The organism is uncultured Ruegeria sp. (genome assembly GCF_947489545.1).
Lineage (GTDB): Bacteria > Pseudomonadota > Alphaproteobacteria > Rhodobacterales > Rhodobacteraceae > Ruegeria.
This window is the reverse complement of record NZ_CANLDZ010000001.1, coordinates 270620-288140: the sequence shown is the minus strand read 5'-3', so window position 1 is coordinate 288140 and position 17521 is coordinate 270620. Positions and strand designations below refer to the sequence as shown.

The 17521-nt window shown below is 55.5% G+C and carries 19 protein-coding genes; 10 read left to right on the top strand and 9 right to left on the bottom strand.

All coding sequences use genetic code 11. The features are described from left to right. Positions 1-151: 151 nt before the first annotated feature. The gene (locus tag Q1B13_RS01360; RefSeq protein ID WP_299799618.1) at positions 152-1858 is read right to left on the bottom strand and encodes an adenylate/guanylate cyclase domain-containing protein; all 1707 of its coding nucleotides are present in this window, start codon (positions 1856-1858) and stop codon (positions 152-154) included. Between the two features lie 186 nt (positions 1859-2044). Next, positions 2045-2986: a thioredoxin-disulfide reductase gene (gene trxB / locus Q1B13_RS01355; protein ID WP_299077273.1), complete on the bottom strand. Its 942-nt coding sequence runs from the start codon at positions 2984-2986 to the stop codon at positions 2045-2047. A 225-nt stretch (positions 2987-3211) separates the two neighbouring features. Between trxB and Q1B13_RS01350 the strand changes: the two genes are divergently transcribed. Continuing rightward, complete coding sequence (locus Q1B13_RS01350; protein ID WP_298933852.1) at positions 3212-3712, top strand: Lrp/AsnC family transcriptional regulator; 501 nt, start codon at positions 3212-3214, stop codon at positions 3710-3712. Between the two features lie 118 nt (positions 3713-3830). Here the strand turns inward: Q1B13_RS01350 and Q1B13_RS01345 are convergent, their stop codons facing one another. From Q1B13_RS01345 to lgt, 5 genes are all read right to left on the bottom strand, one after another. Beyond that, the gene (locus Q1B13_RS01345) at positions 3831-4613 is read right to left on the bottom strand and encodes a Hint domain-containing protein (protein WP_299077270.1); all 783 of its coding nucleotides are present in this window, start codon (positions 4611-4613) and stop codon (positions 3831-3833) included. Positions 4614-4939: 326 nt separating this feature from the next. After that, positions 4940-5068: a hypothetical protein gene (locus Q1B13_RS01340; protein WP_298933848.1), complete on the bottom strand. Its 129-nt coding sequence runs from the start codon at positions 5066-5068 to the stop codon at positions 4940-4942. 271 nt (positions 5069-5339) lie between these two features. Continuing rightward, positions 5340-6098, bottom strand: a complete 759-nt coding sequence (pgeF, locus tag Q1B13_RS01335; protein ID WP_299077268.1) for a peptidoglycan editing factor PgeF — start codon at positions 6096-6098, stop codon at positions 5340-5342. Further along, complete coding sequence (locus Q1B13_RS01330) at positions 6095-7162, bottom strand: SAM-dependent methyltransferase (protein ID WP_299077265.1); 1068 nt, start codon at positions 7160-7162, stop codon at positions 6095-6097. The genes pgeF and Q1B13_RS01330 overlap by 4 nt, the downstream gene beginning before the upstream one ends. Beyond that, entirely contained in the window at positions 7159-8046 is an 888-nt protein-coding gene (gene lgt, locus Q1B13_RS01325; protein WP_299077262.1) for a prolipoprotein diacylglyceryl transferase, read from the bottom strand. The genes Q1B13_RS01330 and lgt overlap by 4 nt, the downstream gene beginning before the upstream one ends. Before the next feature lie 97 nt (positions 8047-8143). On the opposite strand from lgt, the gene Q1B13_RS01320 reads away from it, so the two are divergent. The 5 genes from Q1B13_RS01320 (at position 8144) to Q1B13_RS01300 (ending at position 11353) form a co-directional block, all read left to right on the top strand. Further along, positions 8144-8392 (top strand): accessory factor UbiK family protein, encoded by a 249-nt coding sequence (locus tag Q1B13_RS01320; RefSeq protein WP_299077259.1) that lies wholly within the window; start codon positions 8144-8146, stop codon positions 8390-8392. Positions 8393-8715: 323 nt separating this feature from the next. Further along, a complete protein-coding gene (locus Q1B13_RS01315; RefSeq protein WP_298933836.1) occupies positions 8716-9216 on the top strand; it encodes a YbjN domain-containing protein in 501 nt (166 codons plus the stop codon). Between the two features lie 40 nt (positions 9217-9256). Further along, positions 9257-10072, top strand: a complete 816-nt coding sequence (gene proC, locus Q1B13_RS01310; RefSeq protein ID WP_299077257.1) for a pyrroline-5-carboxylate reductase — start codon at positions 9257-9259, stop codon at positions 10070-10072. Next, positions 10065-10403, top strand: a complete 339-nt coding sequence (locus tag Q1B13_RS01305) for a tRNA-binding protein (protein WP_299077254.1) — start codon at positions 10065-10067, stop codon at positions 10401-10403. Before proC ends, Q1B13_RS01305 begins: the two co-directional genes overlap by 8 nt. Continuing rightward, positions 10403-11353, top strand: coding sequence for a D-glycerate dehydrogenase (locus tag Q1B13_RS01300; protein WP_299077251.1), 951 nt, complete (start codon positions 10403-10405; stop codon positions 11351-11353). Before Q1B13_RS01305 ends, Q1B13_RS01300 begins: the two co-directional genes overlap by 1 nt. Here the strand turns inward: Q1B13_RS01300 and Q1B13_RS01295 are convergent. Further along, the gene (locus Q1B13_RS01295) at positions 11350-11928 is read right to left on the bottom strand and encodes a thymidine kinase (protein ID WP_299077248.1); all 579 of its coding nucleotides are present in this window, start codon (positions 11926-11928) and stop codon (positions 11350-11352) included. The two genes, Q1B13_RS01300 and Q1B13_RS01295, sit on opposite strands and share 4 nt — an antisense overlap. 355 nt (positions 11929-12283) lie before the next feature. Here Q1B13_RS01295 and Q1B13_RS01290 point away from each other — a divergent pair, with 355 nt between their 5' ends. Together Q1B13_RS01290 and Q1B13_RS01285 are read left to right on the top strand one after the other, a co-directional pair. Continuing rightward, complete coding sequence (locus Q1B13_RS01290; protein WP_298934065.1) at positions 12284-12745, top strand: hypothetical protein; 462 nt, start codon at positions 12284-12286, stop codon at positions 12743-12745. Between the two features lie 179 nt (positions 12746-12924). Next, positions 12925-14709: a hypothetical protein gene (locus Q1B13_RS01285; protein ID WP_299077246.1), complete on the top strand. Its 1785-nt coding sequence runs from the start codon at positions 12925-12927 to the stop codon at positions 14707-14709. 21 nt (positions 14710-14730) lie between these two features. On the opposite strand, the gene Q1B13_RS01280 is transcribed toward Q1B13_RS01285, so the two are convergent. Next, positions 14731-15855: a beta-ketoacyl-ACP synthase III gene (locus Q1B13_RS01280; protein WP_299077243.1), complete on the bottom strand. Its 1125-nt coding sequence runs from the start codon at positions 15853-15855 to the stop codon at positions 14731-14733. Positions 15856-16016: 161 nt separating this feature from the next. On the opposite strand from Q1B13_RS01280, the gene Q1B13_RS01275 reads away from it, so the two are divergent. After that, positions 16017-16484, top strand: a complete 468-nt coding sequence (locus tag Q1B13_RS01275) for a MarR family transcriptional regulator (RefSeq protein WP_299077240.1) — start codon at positions 16017-16019, stop codon at positions 16482-16484. Further along, the gene (locus tag Q1B13_RS01270; protein ID WP_298933820.1) at positions 16481-17518 is read left to right on the top strand and encodes an efflux RND transporter periplasmic adaptor subunit; all 1038 of its coding nucleotides are present in this window, start codon (positions 16481-16483) and stop codon (positions 17516-17518) included. The genes Q1B13_RS01275 and Q1B13_RS01270 overlap by 4 nt, the downstream gene beginning before the upstream one ends. Positions 17519-17521 lie beyond the last annotated feature (3 nt).

Sequence of the window (17521 nt, the reverse complement as noted above, 5' to 3'; positions counted from 1 at the left end):
GTTTGCAGGGCATTTGCCTCGACTATTGAGCGGAGTCCACCGACGTCAATGAAACAAAGGACGATATGCGCTGATTTTCACCGGAAGGGAAGGAATTTCCGGTCAGGCGTCGAAAATGCGACTTTGGTTCCGCCACGTGGCAACAATCTGATCAGCCTGAGTATATGTGTTCCATACCATGGACTGATTGGCCCAAGTCTGATGCGCGGGCCACTGGCAGGGCAGGAACAGGTTGCGTGACGCCGCGCAGCTGAAACAAGCGCACATCATCCGGATTGATTGCAACGTCTGCTGCCTGCAACAGCTCGTCTGAGACCAGTAACTCAACACCTAACGCCTTGGTTTCGCTCTCAAGGCGACTCGCAACGTTCACTGCGTCGCCGATGATGGTCCGTGAGGCGTGTCCGGCCGCTCCAATCTCACCCAAGACCAGATCACCCAGATGCAACCCCATCCCGATGCGAATCCGGGGGCTTCCTTCTGCTTCCAATTGTTCGTTGAACCTGTCCAGCGCCCGGCTGATGTCGATCGCAGCCTTCAACCCGGCGCGGGCTGAGCTGGAGGCATCACGTTTTTCAAAAACCGCGAGCAGCCCGTCACCCATGTATTTGTCCACAACTCCACCCTCGGCGGTGATCGCCGGGACAATCGCGTCAAAAAAACGGTTCAGCAGAAAGACGATGTCATAGGGCAGCTGCCCAGTGGTGCGCGCAGTAAAACCGCGCATGTCCAGAAACAAAACAGCCAGTTGCCGTTCCTGTCCCTGACTCGCGTGCCCGCGATTGCGGCCACCATCGGGTCTGAAAACGCGAAAAACAGTGAGTGGTTCGGTGGGGCGAATTTGGCACGCAAGCCTTGTTTGTCCGGATGCGCCAACGGCAGCCAGGCTGCGCGCTTCGACATCGCCAGTCGGAGGCAAGCTGTCTGCCCCATCTTCGACAATGACGCGACAGGTGGTGCACCGCCCTTTGCCGCCGCATAGCGCGGTGTGTGGAACGCCGTTGGCTTGAGATATCTCCAACAGAGTCATGCCTTTTTCTGCCACGACTTCGGGCCCTCGTGCATAAGTGATACGCACCGAGTGTCTGCGCCGCCACAATTTGCGGCCAACATAGAACAAGGCCGTTGCACCCAACGCGAACCAAAACGCAATCAGAGCATTGTCTTTAATGCTGAACATGGTTTGGAACGCCTCGGGTGACGGCCAATTGTAGTGTTCAACATACTGTTCGCGCAGAAATTCGTCTGAAATATCGGACCAGATGCGTCGACCCTCGGTCAGCAACCCGGCCAGGGCAAAGGACGGTATGAACACCGCCAACCCGATCAGATAAGGCACCGTGTTGCGCCACCAGTGGGTCAGTCGCAACCACATGTGCAGGCCGATGCAGCCATGTACCCAAACGATTAGCAACAAAAGGCTCTGCATCCATATCGCCGAGTTGGGCCACATCAAGACAATGATATAGCCCATCTCGTCATTGACATCGTAAATCTCATGAGCAACGCGCGTTTGGACGATGTGCGAGATCAATTGCAGCGGGATCAACAGCCCGAGCACGATCTGCAAAGCGGAACCAATAGGCATGCGCAGGGTTCTGCGCTGAGCGATTGAAGCAAGGGCCAGGCCTGCATGTACGAACAATGCCGCGTAGAAAAGCGTGCTTATTAAGTTGTTGCGGGTGATCGCTTGCCGCCCGTCTTGCATGCCGTGAAGATAGTCGGTGTGAAAAAGGCCTAAGCCAATGTTTATGAAATGAAAAAATGCGAAGGTGAATAGAGCGAGGCCGCTGCCGATTCTAAGGCGGGTTGTCCACCCGCCGCGCCAAAGAGCGTTGTCCAATGCTGTCACCCGCATTCATCCTGTTCAGCGCAAGTTTGCTGGGCCTCTGCGCGGGGGTCAAGCCAAGCGTCGATTTCAGTCGACTGGAATCGACGCAAAATCATTGCTCATTGGGTGAGGCGATGCCCCGCTTCCGATGCCCAGCATCGCTTGAAAGCGAAGCAGGGTTTTAGGACTGCGCCCGAGAACCCTGCTTTTGTCTTAGTCTTGCTCAGCCAGGAAGCGTTCAGCATCGAGGGCCGCCATACAGCCCATTCCGGCACTTGTGACGGCCTGCCGATAGATGTGATCCGTCAGATCACCCGCCGCAAACACACCAGGGACCGAGGTCTCGGTCGAGCCGGGCTTGGTGACCACGTAACCGCCCATGTGGCTGTCTAGTTTGTCTTTGACCAACTCATTGGCCGGCGCATGCCCGATAGCGACAAAAACACCCTTGCACGGGATCTCGGTGACCTCGCCGGTCTTGACGTTTTTCACGCGCACACCTTCGACGCCCAGTGGCGTGTCCGTGCCGACGACTTCATCCAGTTGGTGGAACCAGAGCGGTTCGATCTTGTCGTTCTTGAACAGGCGATCCTGCAAGATCTTTTCGGCGCGCAGCTCATCCCGGCGGTGAATCAGAGTGACCTTGCTGGCGAAATTTGTCAGGAATAATGCTTCTTCGACCGCGGTATTGCCGCCGCCGATCACAACGATTTCCTGTCCACGGTAAAAGAATCCGTCACAAGTGGCACAGGCCGAGACACCAAAACCTTTGAACTTTTCTTCTGACGGCAGGCCCAGCCATTTTGCGCGGGCACCGGTTGCCAGAATGACGGCGTCGGCGGTGTAGGTGGTTCCACTGTCGCCTTTTGCGACGAACGGGCGCTGGTTCAGATCAAGATCGCTGATGATGTCACCGATCACTTCGCACCCCATTGCTTTGACGTGATCCTGCATCCGAACCATCAGATCAGGGCCCTGAACCTCGGTATCGCCGGGCCAGTTCTCGACTTCGGTTGTGGTCGTCAATTGTCCACCGGGCTCGATCCCCTGCACCAGGATCGGTTCCAGCATCGCCCGGCTGGCGTAAACGCCGGCAGTGTATCCTGCAGGACCCGATCCGATGATCAGAACCTTGGTGTGTCGTGTGTCGGCCATGGTACCCCCGCTCGAACTGGCTGAATTGGGCCATTTGCCCGTCGCACCGATATAACGGCGGTCGCGCAGGGCTTAAAGCCCCTTCCTGCGCAACATCAGATATGCAGCTGGGGAATGGGGTCACAAAATCGAGCGTTTTGAAAACAAAGAAAATTGCGCAGATGCGAAACATTATTGCGCATAGGCGGGGTGCTGATATAAGAACCGAAAAATCAGGAGCATTTGATGGTCACGACTCGGCTGGATGAAATTGACCGCAAGATTCTGGCGGAATTGCAGGCGGACGGTCGTATGACCAACGTCGAATTGGCCAAACGCGTCGGAATCTCGGCCCCACCATGCTTGCGACGTGTTCGTACTCTTGAAGAATCCGGTTATATTACTGGCTATCATGCCGAAGTGAATTCGCGAGAGTTGGGGTTCGAAGTTCAGGTCTTTGCGATGGTCGGGCTGGACAGTCAGGCCGAGACAGAACTACGTGCCTTCGAAGACCGTTGCCGCGAGTGGCCCCTGGTACGGGAATGTCATATGCTGAACGGCGAGGTCGACTTCATTCTGAAATGCGTTGCGCCTGATCTCAGCAGTTTTCAACAGTTTCTGACAGGCGAGCTGCTGACCACGCCAAACGTGGCCAGCGTTAAGACTTCGCTTGTTATCCGCGGCGCAAAAGACGAGCCCGGCGTGCCGTTCGACGTTCTGGAAGAACGAATGAACCGGACGGCGTAAACCGCATGCGCTTTGAATGTGCCTCGCAAGGCGGAAGAATAGCGACAACCGCCAATGATATGATCCAGGTTAGTAATAGCTGCATGATGCCCCCACACTTGCAGTAATCGTTAACAACTTACGCAGATATTGCGTCCACCTCTCCATCTCCGGCGCGCGGTATCAAAAGCGGGCCAAAATCGTTCAGTGACTCAATATGCGCGAACAGGTTCAGATAAATCGACCGAAGTGAATGGCTGATCATCCGAACTGCATTAATACCTGGGTGATAGGTTTCAAATTGTAAACCATCCACCCGTATAACGCTGTGCTTTTCCAGGCAAATGTGAAACAATTCGACTGGTGTTGGCGGCATTGTTTCGACAACGCCCATCCCATCCTGAAATTCGGACACAGGTGTCAGGATAGCCTCGTTTCCATGGATATGCCGCAGGTGCGCAGGCGTTCCCAGCAGTCGCGCAGCAGGACCGGCGATCACGCCAGACAACGGCTTTTGCATTCCGAACGTATCTGCCATGATTCGTGTTAGCGGCCGTGTACGGCCACGAGAATCCTCGCGCCCAGGGATCAAAGTGACCGACCCCTTCCACAGCACCTTTTGCGAAGTGCCGTCCTGAGTCAGGACACTGTCGCCAGGCATCAGATCTTCAATCGCAACCGGCCCCAGCTCTGTTTCTACCAGAGATCCTCGCGAAAACGCACAGAATGCATCCTCGAACATTGGCAAGGCAGGCGCGATATGGCGCATTTGCGAAACGTCGCCGTTTTTCATCAAGCAGCTGACCTCATAGCGCCGCAGCTGTGCCTTCTGCGTTGTGGCTGGTCGTGGCGCCTCTCTCAGTAATGCAGATGTTTTAACAGCGTGGCTGGCCGGGCTGGCCAGTGAATTTGGAATAGTCATAATATTCCGTTCCCTTCAAAATTCCGTCAGGCGCGGCGTACCCCATACAGGCCCGCCTGGCAGATAGGTTCTTTGTCTTGAAACAAGCGGGTAAGACCTGTGCCCCGGCCAATATGGCGCGGCACAGCGAAGCAATTTCGCGTTCCTTTGGTCAACATAGTGACCCCCCAGACAAACTCGTACTTTGCAGGCCACAATTGCCTACACACACACTCCAAAAACATGCCGCGGAGTTGATCGCGACCTGTTACGCATCGGACCGGAGCAATTTCCGATGCGCGTTCTCCCCGTCAAGACCGGCAGCTTGGCCCCTCAGGTTTCCTACTTCAGCGTCGTGCGGCCAAACGGCGTGCGACCCTGACAGAATGGCTTGAAACCCGTTTCCAAGGCATTTCCAAATTCTGGTCCCGCGTGGCCGCGACCACTGCGCTGAGAAAGCGAGATTTCGTTTTCATTCCCTGATCCTGCTCTGCTTGGGGTCTGATGCCCCGAATTCCGTATTAACCTAGTGTCATGCCCATTTGAGGCAGCGATAAGGCTTTAGCTGGATGATATGCAGGCAGAAAATGAAGTATGGCAGTCCTTCTTATTTTGGATGCCAGATTTCAAAGGTCGGATCGTCAGATAACGTCTGATCTACTGGCAAAAATTCAATACGATTCTTAATAAGATAGACACAATAAATATGGCGGAAAGGTGGCAAACCTGCCTTATTTTCGGCAACTTCTATAATTTAATGACGGAAATCAGGCGGCCATAATCCGCTTCTTTCGCGTGGGTTGAACGGCGATAAGAATAAAACCGTTCAGGGTCTGAATAAGTGCAGTGTCTTGTCCATTCAGCCTGACCGATTCCCGCTTGGCGAAGCCTGTGAAGGCCAAATGCAGGGAGGTCGAATTGCAGCCTATCTTCCTGGCCATTTGCAAAAAAACGGGTGTTGTCTGGTGACTCGGCAATGAACTCGTCCATGAAGTCCGGGCCGACTTCGTAGGCCCGTTGCGAGATGGTTGGCCCGATGACCGCGCAGGTGTTCTCCCGTTTGGCACCTAGTGCTTCCATGGCGTCCAAAGTGGTCTCAAGCACCCCGTCCAAAGCACCACGCCAGCCCGCGTGGGCCGCTCCTATTACCTGAGCTTCGCGATCGGCAAAAAGGACCGGTTGGCAATCGGCTGTCAGGATTGTCAGGGCCAGCCCAGGGGTCGCCGTCACTATCGCGTCCGCCCTGGGTTTTTCGCCGTTCTGAGGTCCTTCGACCGTCAAGGCGGTGGGAGAATGCACCTGATGCACGCCGATCAACGCATCGGGCGTCACTTCCATTGCGTCGGCAACCCTGCGGCGGTTCAGCGCCACGGCCTCGGTCTGGTCAGATGATCCATGGCCGCAATTCAAACCTGAGAATATCCCGGAAGACGCACCGCCACGACGGCTAAAGAAACCATGGCGAACAGGGGACAGAATATCTGATGTCAAGATTTCCAGTGTCATGAGTCCAGTCCCGGTGGTGGCGCCGATTGTGCCGGATACAGGCCCAGCACTTTAAACAGGTTTCCCATTTCCTCGGGGTGCGTCAACCTGCGATGTGCAGCAATCAACCCTTCCAGCTCAGATCCCTGTAGCGAATTGGCCAATGTCTGGGCCCTTGCCGTGATACCCAACCGTTCCAAAAACACACCCTGCGGCGTCAGACGCGTGTATGCACACCCTGCTGCCCGGGCGGCCCCGGCCAAAGCTTCAAAGTCGACATGTGACGTCAAATCAGCCTGGCCCGGGTTTTCCAGCGGGTCCGAGTGTTTATGGTTTTGCATCGCTTGCAATGTATCGCCCAGAGAGCGCCAATCACCGTAGTCCACAATCAGAGCTGACCCGCCACATGTCGCGATTCTTTGGGCGACCGTCGTCAGAATAGGAGTTGCGGCCGAACATAGCTCGACCAGATCGGCATCCGTCGTGTCATCCATCCTGTGCTTGAGCCCGGACTGTTCTGTGCGAGGACCCAAGCCGAACGTCAGCGAGCCAGCTGACACGCCGACCAACCGTTCACGCCAGCTGTCGCCATCCCTTAAAAACTGTCGGATCGGTAAGGCGTCAAAGAATTCGTTAGCGACCAAGTACAATGGCAGATCCGGAAACTCAGCGATGTTGCCCACCCATTCCGGTGCGTATTCACGAAGGGTTTCGGCCTGCTTTTTCTCTAGTTCAGGCGACACTTCCAGCAGTACTACCTTTGCCGCCTGATGGAATCCGGGCACGCGCCGTGTTGCGCGCAAGATATCCGCCATCAGAGTGCCGCGCCCCGGACCAAGCTCACCAAGTATAAACCGAGAGGGTTGCCCCTGATCCATCCAGCTTTGCGCCAGGCACAATCCAATCACCTCACCGAACATCTGACTGATTTCAGGAGAGGTGGTAAAGTCGCCCTGCGGGCCAAGCGGGTCGCGCGTGGTGTAATAGCCCAGCTTTGGATGCAGCAAGCACTCGGTCATGTAGGCGGCCACGCTTATCGGGCCATCCTGAAGAATGCGCGTAGTAAGATGGTCCAATAGGCTCATGTTTTCTGGCGTGCGCGCAATGCAAACCAAAGACCAAGCGCGATCATAGGCAGTGACAGCAACTGGCCCATAGTCAGGCCGTAGCCACCGACATGCCACGCCAGCCCCAAGGGGTTGCCGGGTGAGACGAATTGCGCATCCGGTTGGCGGAAGAACTCGACAATGAACCGCGATGCGCCATAGCCGGCAAGAAACACACCCATGATCAGACCGGGCTTACGGAAGGCTCTGCTGCGATAGACCAGAACCAGGAGCAGGGCACCCAGCAGCACGCCTTCCAGTGCTGCTTCGTACAGCTGTGAGGGGTGCCGGGCGCACATGCCCACAACAACGTCAGGGCATTCCTGCGCGGCTATGCCCGGGAAGATCACTGCCCAGGGTAGCTCGCTTGGTCTGCCCCAAAGCTCGGCGTTAACGAAATTGGCCAAACGGCCTAGCAGCAGCCCAGGCGGCACAGTAAACGCGACAAGATCGCCCAATGAAAGCGTCGGAATGTTGTGGCGGCGAGAGTACAGGAACGAGGCAATGACGACACCCAACAACCCGCCATGAAAAGCCATGCCGCCTTGCCAAACTTTCAAGATGTCCAAGGGGTTCGAAAGATAATAGGCCGGTTGGTAAAACAGCACAAAGCCTAGGCGTCCGCCCAGAATGACACCAAGAATGATCCAGGTGATCAGGTCATCGAGTTGCTCAGCGCGCATTGGTGGCGTGTCATCCGGCCAAAGGCCAGGGCGCCTTAGGACCATCACGGCCATGCGCCACGCTATCAAGATACCTGCAATGTAAGCCAGTGCGTACCACCTCAGGGCGAACTCGATCCCGAACAATGAGATCGAGAATAACTCGGGCGACAGATCGGGGAAATTCAGAACAGCCTGCATGTGCGCCTCATTGCCCGGGGTTTGCGGGGCAAGTCAACCTTGTGCCCGGGCCATTCTTTACCCATATAGAGACCAACTGCGATACCGGAGTAAAGCCGTGCAAACCCGTAACAAGATCCTGGACGATGTCTCTCAGCTGATGACCAACGCCATGGGTGTGGCGCAAGGCGCGCGGGAAGAGGCCGAGAACGCAATGAAGTCAATGGTCGACCGTTGGTTGGCTGACCGTGATTTTGTAACGCGTGAAGAATTTGATGCCGTTCGGGCGATGGCGCAAAAAGCGCGCGAAGAGAATGCGGCACTGGAAGCCCGCATTGCGACGCTTGAGGCTAAACTGGATAAGTAAAGCCGTCGCGTTCCGTATCAATCAGGTTTTTCGGACAAGACTATTGCCGCGCAATCCAAATCTCGGGTTGTGCGATGCCGTGTAGTTTGACGCCTTGCGGAATTTAATCAAGACAAAGCTGCAAGTAGTGCCAATATTTTGATCCGCGTTGCCAGCTATCCACAACTTATTGCTGTTATCCCCAAAAATGGGGGTTGCCAGAGTATCGGCCACATCGCACCATATTTAGTACAGGCCAACGGGGGAAGCCCGGCTTGTAGAGCAGGCAACTAGCGCTGGGGCGCTGCCAGCCCCTAAATGCTAGAGAAGAGTGAGGTGGCATTATGGCCCTTTCCGAGCAGTTTCTCGAAGAAGACCTTCATCCAATCGATATTGTTGAACATCTGGCCGAACACCACGACTGGGATTTTGACCGCATCGGCGACGATCAGATTGCAATGGCTGTCGAAGGACAGTGGCGCACATATTCGATCACGCTGGCCTGGTCTAACTATGACGAGACATTGCGGATGGTCTGTTCCTTTGAGATGGAACCACCCGCGGACCGCGAAACCGAGCTTTATAAACTTCTAAACAAAATGAACGACCAGTGCTGGGCGGGGGCATTTACGTACTGGGCGAACCAGAAGCTTATGGTTTACCGGTACGGCCTGGTTCTAGCAGGCGGCCAAACGGCCAGCCCGGAACAGATCGATACGATGATCACTGCCGCAGTGCTAAGCGCTGAGCGTTACTATCCTGCGATCCAATTGGTCACCTGGGGCAACCGCGACCCCGAAGACGCGATGCAAGTCGCCATTGCAGAGGCCTATGGCCGCGCGTAAAGCTTTGCCCCGAACCGGCTAGTTAAGGGGAGGGGCAATCATGGACATGTCGCGTATCGCCGAGCAGGGGCTTGTGCTTCTGGGCTGCGGCAAGATGGGATCCGCCATGTTGGCTGGCTGGCTGGATCACGGCTTGCCCGCCGCTTCTGTTTGGGTGATTGACCCCAACCCGTCAGAGTGGCTGAAGGCCCAGGGCGTCAGCATCAATACTCCGTTGCCCGAAGCACCGGCAGTTGTGTTGGTGGCTGTCAAACCGCAGATGATGGGTACCGCTTTGCCTGCGATCCAGGCACTTGGCGGCGGCGATAGCCTGTTCATTTCCGTTGCCGCGGGCACCTCTATCGCGACGTTTGAAGACGTCTTGGGTGATAACACCCCAATCGTGCGCGCCATGCCGAACACACCCGCTGCCATTCGCCAGGGGATTACGGCGGTGATCGGGAACTCTCATACGGCGGGCCCAGATCTGGAGTTGGCCGAAAACCTGCTGTCAGCAATTGGCGATACCGTGCGTTTGGATTCGGAATCGCAGATGGATGCTGTGACCGGCCTCAGCGGTTCTGGCCCGGCTTATGTCTTTCACCTGATCGAAACGCTTGCCGCAGCAGGTGAAGCACAGGGCCTGCCACACGCGTTGGCGATGCGATTAGCCAAATCCACCGTGGCCGGGGCAGGGGCGTTGGCGATGGCCTCGCATGAGGACCCGTCGCAACTGCGAGTCAATGTGACGTCGCCCAAAGGCACTACCCATGCCGCACTGGAAGTATTGATGCACGAGGAGGAAGGTTTTCCGAACCTTCTGCACCGCGCTGTTAAGGCCGCAACTGATCGATCCAAGGAGTTGTCGCGTGAGTGAGATATCTTTTGACGACTTTCTCAAAGTCGATATCCGCGTTGGCGCAGTGATCCGCGCCGAACCTTATCCCGAGTCCCGCAAACCGGCGATCAAGCTGTGGATCGACTTTGGTGAAAAGATTGGCGAACGCAAAACCTCGGCCCAGATCACGGCGCATTACGACCCGTCAAGTTTAGTTGGGAAGCAAGTGATGGCGGTGGTCAACTTTCCCCCCCGCCAAATCGGCAAATTCATGTCCGAAGTTCTGGTTCTGGGGCTTCCGGATGAAAACAACGAGATCGTCCTGATCGGCCCGGATGGGAAAGTTCCAATTGGTGGACGGATGCACTGATGAAGCTTTGGATCACCCGCCCGATGACACCAGCGGTTGAAGCCCGCGCGATTCAGGAGTTCAATGCCGAGATTCGCGAAACAACCACGCCTTTAACCCATGACGAGATGACACGTGCCTTGTCTGAATTCGACATGGTGGTCCCGACACTGGGGGATCAGTTTGGGGAGCAGGTCTTCAAGGATGTACCCGCACCGCAGTGCAAATTGCTGGCGAATTTCGGTGTCGGTTACAACCATATCGATGTCAGCGCGGCGCAGGCCGTGGGAATCGAGGTTACCAACACGCCTGGCGCGGTGACAGATGCAACGGCGGACATCGCGATGACGCTGCTGCTGTCTACCGCTCGTCGCGCGGGTGAGGGCGAGCGTTTGGTCCGTTCGGGCAATTGGCAAGGCTGGCACCCAACTCAGATGTTGGGGCATCACGTCACCGGCAAGCGCGTGGGCATCGTTGGAATGGGTCGGATCGGTCAGGCAATTGCCCGTCGCTGCCATTTCGGATTCGGCATGCAGGTTGCCTATTTGGCACGCAGCGCCAAGCAGCTCGACTTTGCGGCGGATTTCATGCCGGATATTCTGACGCTGGCATCTGCATTGGATTTCCTTGTTGTGGCGGTTCCCGGTGGGGCCGACACACGCCACCTGATCAATGCGCAAGTTTTGGAGGCGATGAAAACTTCGGCGATTTTGGTTAACATCGCGCGAGGAGAAGTCGTGGACGAAGCCGCCTTGATATCTGGTCTGCAAGCCGGGCAAATCGCCGGTGCTGGCCTGGATGTCTACGAATTCGAACCAGTCGTTCCAAACTCATTGCAGGATATGGAGAACGTGACCCTGCTGCCTCATCTGGGCACAGCGACTGAAGAAGTGCGCACCAGCATGGGACATATGGCGTTGGATAATGTCGCGGCGTTTGTCCAGGGGCGTGCATTGCCCAATCCGGTTTAGGCGCCCACAGCCTCACGCCAGTGTTTGCGGCACAGCGAAACGTACGTCTCGTTCCCGCCAATCTGCACCTGTGCGCCTTCGGTAATGGCTTGCCCATTTTCATCCCGGCGAATCACCATAGTGGCTTTGCGACCGCACTCGCAGATCGTTCGGACTTCACGCATTTCATCTGCAAGTGCCAGCAACGCGGCAGATCCCGGAAACAGCTTGCCCTGAAAATCTACGCGTAACCCATAGGCCAGCACCGGCACGTTAAGGTCATCCACCGCGCGTGCCAATTGCCAGACCTGAACTTCGGACAGAAACTGCGCCTCATCAATGAACACGCAGGCCACTGCCCCGCGGTTCAAGCGATTCTCGATCATCGAAAACACGTCGTCTTCCGGACGAAATTTGTCCGCCTGTTCCGAGATCCCGATACGCGATGCGATCCGCCCGTCTCCTGCGCGCCCATCGACGGCGGCCGTCATCAGGTAGGTGTCCATGCCCCGTTCACGGTAGTTGTGCGAGGCCTGCAACAAAACGGTCGATTTGCCCGCGTTCATGGTGGAATAGTTGAAATACAGTTTAGCCATGGCGCGGGTCTAAAACGCTTCGGGCATACGAACAAGGCGTCAATTCCCAAAGATAAGCGACGTCGCCATCGCGGTTGCAGAGGCCGAGCGTAAGCTCTTGGGGATGGAACCCCCGCGCTCGCAACAGCGACGCCGTTGGCCATCATGCGGCCAAACCTTCGCGAAGCTAAAAAACTTGCCTCGCGTTCACTCTTTACCGGCAGAAACTGCCGCCACTCACTCACAAAATCCCCCGCTTATCTGAGGGATAGCCAATGTATGACATTTCAATTATGAATCGAGTATGGGAATTTTCCCCACGCTTTCCCCCGTATCTACCGTCGGGAAGGCGCGCGCAGGTAACAAAGGTAAAGCAATGGCAGATATCGGGGCCTATCTGAAGAAACATACAGAAGCACTCGTTAAAGATGTCGGAATCGAGGCCGCCTGTGAGATTACGGGCAAGTCCAAAGCAACGTTGGGACGATATTATTCTGACAATGCCGAGCATGCTGATCGATTTATGCCCGTGGATGCAGTGGCCCGGCTTGAAAACGCGGCAGCTTACCCCCACGTCACCTCGGCCTTGGCCGACCTGAAAAACATCACACTGTCTTATGACGGTCGAAATACCGATGCCCCTCGTACAGGTGGCGTGAATTCTGATGTCATCGCGTTGAGCCAAAGATTCGCGATGTTGATGACCGAATATCAGGCGGCAATCGAAGACGGCATCATCACAATGAACGAGGCCAAGCGGTTGTTGAGGGAAACTAGCCTTTTGCAACAGGTTCTAATCGAGATGAAGCTACATCTGGAAGAAGAAAGTGTGAGTTGATCGGGATCAACCTGTTCTGCGCAAGCAGGGCACTGTCGGCATTGGTCGGCCCAAAATATTAGGCTGTGCCAACCAACTTGCATCACAAATCCACTGTGCGATGCATCGTCAATCTCCTGCCCCATTGTTGTCAGAAAAGTTGCAAAGACCTGAAGCCACGACACAAAGGGCAGAACAACATGCAGGAATCGCAAGGATCTTACAACATCCTGGCTGACAGGCTGGTATGCTGGTCGTTCTGCGCGGCATTCCTGGTGCTTGTCTGCTTCATGATCCTCACCGGCCCCACGCAAGGCCCGGATGACATCATGCGCTGGGTCTCAGTGTTGGACCTGCAAAACGGGCAGGGCTGGTTCGATCCCTATCAGCACCGTCTCGGGCCTGATGAGGGCACTCTGATGCACTGGTCTCGCATTGTCGATGTTCCGATCGCAGCAATTTACTGGGTGAGCAGCGCGTTTCTTCCTGCGAAGATGGCATTGACCGCAACTGCATTGATCTGGCCGTCGTTTCTGGCCGGTATAACGCTTTGGGCATTTGCCGCCACGGGAGGGGCATTGGGGAACCGTGCGGGGGCGATCTCAGCTCTGGTCATGGGTGTGTTTGCGCTCATGAATTCCGGCAAGTTTGACCAGTATTCATTCGATCATCACGGGCTGCAGGTTTTGCTGTTCGTCTATGCGGTGATGTTCTTTGTTCTTAGAAAAGACAAGCCGCACGCCGGGCTGTGGATGGGGTTTTGTCTTGCTCTGTCTGTGTCAATTGGTGCTGAATCCCTGCTACAGATAGGAATAATAGGTTTATTTGTCGCCATTGACTGGGTTTTGTCAGGTTTGGCTGCCCGCCGCCGCAGCATTGAATTCGGCACTGCAATTGTCTTGACGCTGCTAGTGGCGGTAATTGCAACAACAAGTCGCGACAGTTTTTATTATCCAGGGTGTGACGCACTAACTCTTAATGTTGTCTTGCCTGCTGGGCTTGCAGCGGCTGGTTTACCATTTGCGGCCCTTGTCGCTTCGAACCGTGCACTTACCGTGCGAGCAACTTGTCTACTGGTTTTGGGTGGGAGTGTTGTTGTCGTCGCACAGATGTTTGCGCCGTATTGCCTGGAAAACCCCGTTAACCACATGGCGTCCGATGTCCGCGACTTTTGGCTGAGCCAGGTCACTGAAGCGCAAAACGTCACACTCGTTATCCAACGTTACGCGGGAGAGACTATTGCGCTGATCTGCATCGCCATTTTCTCGATTTTTGCTGCGGCCCTTTTTGCATACAAAACCGAACCAAAGATCGAGTATCTTCTGTTTCTATTTTTGATAGCAGCAGGGTTTGTCCTGTTTCTGTATCAATCCCGGATGATGACCTTTCTGACGGTGTCGCTTGTTGCTGTGCAAGCTCAAGTGCTGCGGGTCATGTACCGAAAGTACAAAGTTGAAGATCAGCGTAGTTTCGGCGTTCTTATGATCTTGTTTGTCGCGCTTATGTCGCCAAAAACAGGGGCTAGCCTGGAAAAAAGCTACAAGGCGATGACTGCGGTTAAGGAAGAAACAAATGGTCAGAGTCACGCTGCGCCCGTTCTTTCCTGCACAACCGAGAACGATTTTCTTCCTCTGAAAGAACTAGAACCGGGTTTGATCGTCGCTGATTTTGACTTCGCCTCGTATATTCTTCTCTACACGGACCACTCGGTTCTTGCTGGCAACTACCATCGCAACGAAGCAGGGATCATTGCCCAAATCGACCTTTTCAGATCAAAAGCATCTGAGATTGGCCCTCGCCTTGATGAACTTGGCGTTGACTACATTATGGTCTGCAAACCTCATCCCCGGGCAGCTTACTGGTCGTCCGTATCCGACGGTGACGGATTGCCGGCGGAGTTGCTGCGTGGAGATCTGCCAGACGGGATAGAGGAAATTCCCGGTAAACCGGACGCGGCGTTCCTGATTTTCCGCGTCAACGCATAGACCAGCAACGCGTTGACTGCTTCAAGAGTGTCTTCTGAGGATAACGGAACCAACCGAATAGCCAGCGCCGAAGGAGCAGATCAGGCCGACATCGCCATCCTCCAGATCATCAGAGTACTTTGAAAATGCGATGATGGATCCGGCTGAGGACGTATTCGCGTAGTCCTGAAGAATGTTGGGTTGTTCGCCCGCTTCAGGTTCTCGGCCCAGGACTTTCTTGCCGATGAAATCGTTCATCGTTTTGTTCGCCTGATGTAGCCATAGACGCTTTAGGCCGTCGCTGTTGATGTCTTCGGCACCCATATGATCGCTGATATGTTTACTGACCATGGGCAGAACTTCTTTGAATACTTTGCGTCCGTTCTGCATGAATTGCATGTCGCGCCGGTCGACCACGCCATCAGGACGCGAGCGGCGCAGGAAACCGTTGTTATTTCTGATGTTGTTCGAGAACGCCGTGGCGCAGCGCGTCGAAAGAATCTCAAAATGAGGGCCCTGAGCGTCTTCAATACGCTCAATCAACGTAGCAGTCGCCACATCACCGAAAATGAAGTGGCAATCCCTGTCGCGCCATTCCAGATGACCCGAGCAGATTTCCGGGTTCACCACAAGCGCGGCCCTGACCGAGCCCGACCGGACCATGTCTGCGGCGGCCTGAATGCCAAATGTTGCCGACGAACAGGCCACATTCATGTCAAACCCAAACCCGTCGATGCCCAAAGCCTGCTGAATCTCGATTGCAATCGCAGGGTACGCCCGTTCGTGGTTTGAAGCTGCGCAGATCACCAGGTCGACATCTGCGGCTGTACGCCCGGCTTGCGCCAGCGCTTTGGTGCAAGCATCCACCGCCATCTCGGTCATTATGCCTGGCTCATCATCGCTACGCTGGCGGAGCGAGGGATGCATGACCCCGGGGTTCAGAATACCTGTCTTGTCCATCACATAGCGGTTCTCGATACCGGATGCCTTCAGAATGAACTCTTCAGACGAATGTTGCATCGGTTCCATCGTTCCGGCGGCGATTGCCTCGGCGTTTTCGGCGTTCTGCTTGTCGGCATAGGCGTTGAAAGCCTGAACAAGTTCGGCGTTCGTGATGATGTTCTCGGGTGTGAAAACACCTGTACCGGTGATGGCGGGCGTATACATGATAGGTCCTGGATGTTTCGGATTCGCCCAAAATGCAGTCACAACGGGATTTGATCAAGTGATCTTGACCCAAGGGAATGTTTGCGGCGCAATGCGCTTCACATCTTGAATAGTTCGAAAATTGAAGTATATGGCAACACAGACTCGCACGAGGGCTTTGAATGCCAGATGATATCCACTCCAGGCTTGGGCGCCTCAGCCCCGAGATCCAGGCGATCATGGGGGTCTATGCCCTGTACTGGAAGCTTGAAGAAACCTTCGATTGCATCGAAACGGACCTGAGCCATCCGGAATGCCATATGCTGATAAAGCTGAATGAACCCAAGCGGATGGGCGTTTTGGCTGCGGACATGTTAAGTGTTCCGTCCACGATCACGGCCACGGCGGATGCTTTGGAGAAGCAAGGATACCTGATCCGCGAACGAGACCCTGAAGACCGCCGCGCCTGGCTTCTTGTTCTGACAGAGCGGGGGCACGAGACGCGGAACATGCTCGTGGCTGAGGCCGGAGACCTGTTCCACAGGGCCTCTGGACTGAACGCAGAAGAAACTGTCGAATTCGCGCGAATGGCTTGCAAAATCCGTGACAACATTCTGAAAACGGGAATTCCCGAGGGATTGAAGAAATGAAACTCCTGACTTCACTGGGCCTTGCTCTGGCCGTTCTGGCGACACCGATTGTCGCACAAGATGTTCCCAAGCCGGTAAAACTGATGCAGGTGAGCGAAACGACACCCGGTTTTTCGCGCCAGTTTTTTGGCCGCGTCGCCGCACGCCAAACCGTTGACCTTGCCTTTCAGGTCGCAGGGCAAATTGTTGAAATGCCGGTGACCGAAGGTTTTGTGATCCCCAAAGAAGGTCTGATCGCCCGCCTTGATCAGGAGCCATTTGAGCTGCGTCTGGATCGTGCACGCCTGCAAAAAGACCAAGCTGACCGGACCGAAGCCCGCTTGTCGCGTCTGCGCGGAACCACCGCCAGCCAGGTTGCGGTTGATGACGCCGAAACAGAAGCACAACTGGCAGCGCTTGCGCTGCGGGATGCGGAATACGAACTGGAACATGCCACGCTGACTGCGCCGTTTGATGCGCTGGTCTCCAGCCGAGCGGTCGAGGCCTTTACCACCGTTTCGGCGGGCACGCCGGTCGTGCGCATCCACGATATGTCTGAACTTCGGATCGAGGTTGATGTTCCAGAAATCCTGTTTCAGCGATCGGGGCAGAATGACGACCTGACAATCACCGCCAAATTCCCGGTCAGCGATGAAGTCTTTCCGCTGGAAATCCGGGAATTCGACGCGGAAACCTCAAGCGTAGGACAGACTTTTCGCATTCAGTTTGGTCTGACCCCGCCCGAGGGCATGCAAATTCTGCCGGGGTCCTCCGTCACCGTAAACGTCCGGGTGCAGGATGATCGCAGTGGAATCGTCGTGCCGGCAACCGCCATCGTGGCTGGTGCAAACGGAGATCTGAGCGTGATGGTCTTTTCACCGGTTGGTGCGGATGACGGTACGGTACGATCTGTGCCGGTGACGATCGAACCGACCCAAACCGGCGATGTCCGTGTTTTGTCCGGCCTGTCTGATGGCGACGAGATCGTCGTCGCAGGTGGCGCTGTGCTGACCGACGGTCAGGCTGTGCGCCGTTTTACTGGCTTTGCGAACTGAGGC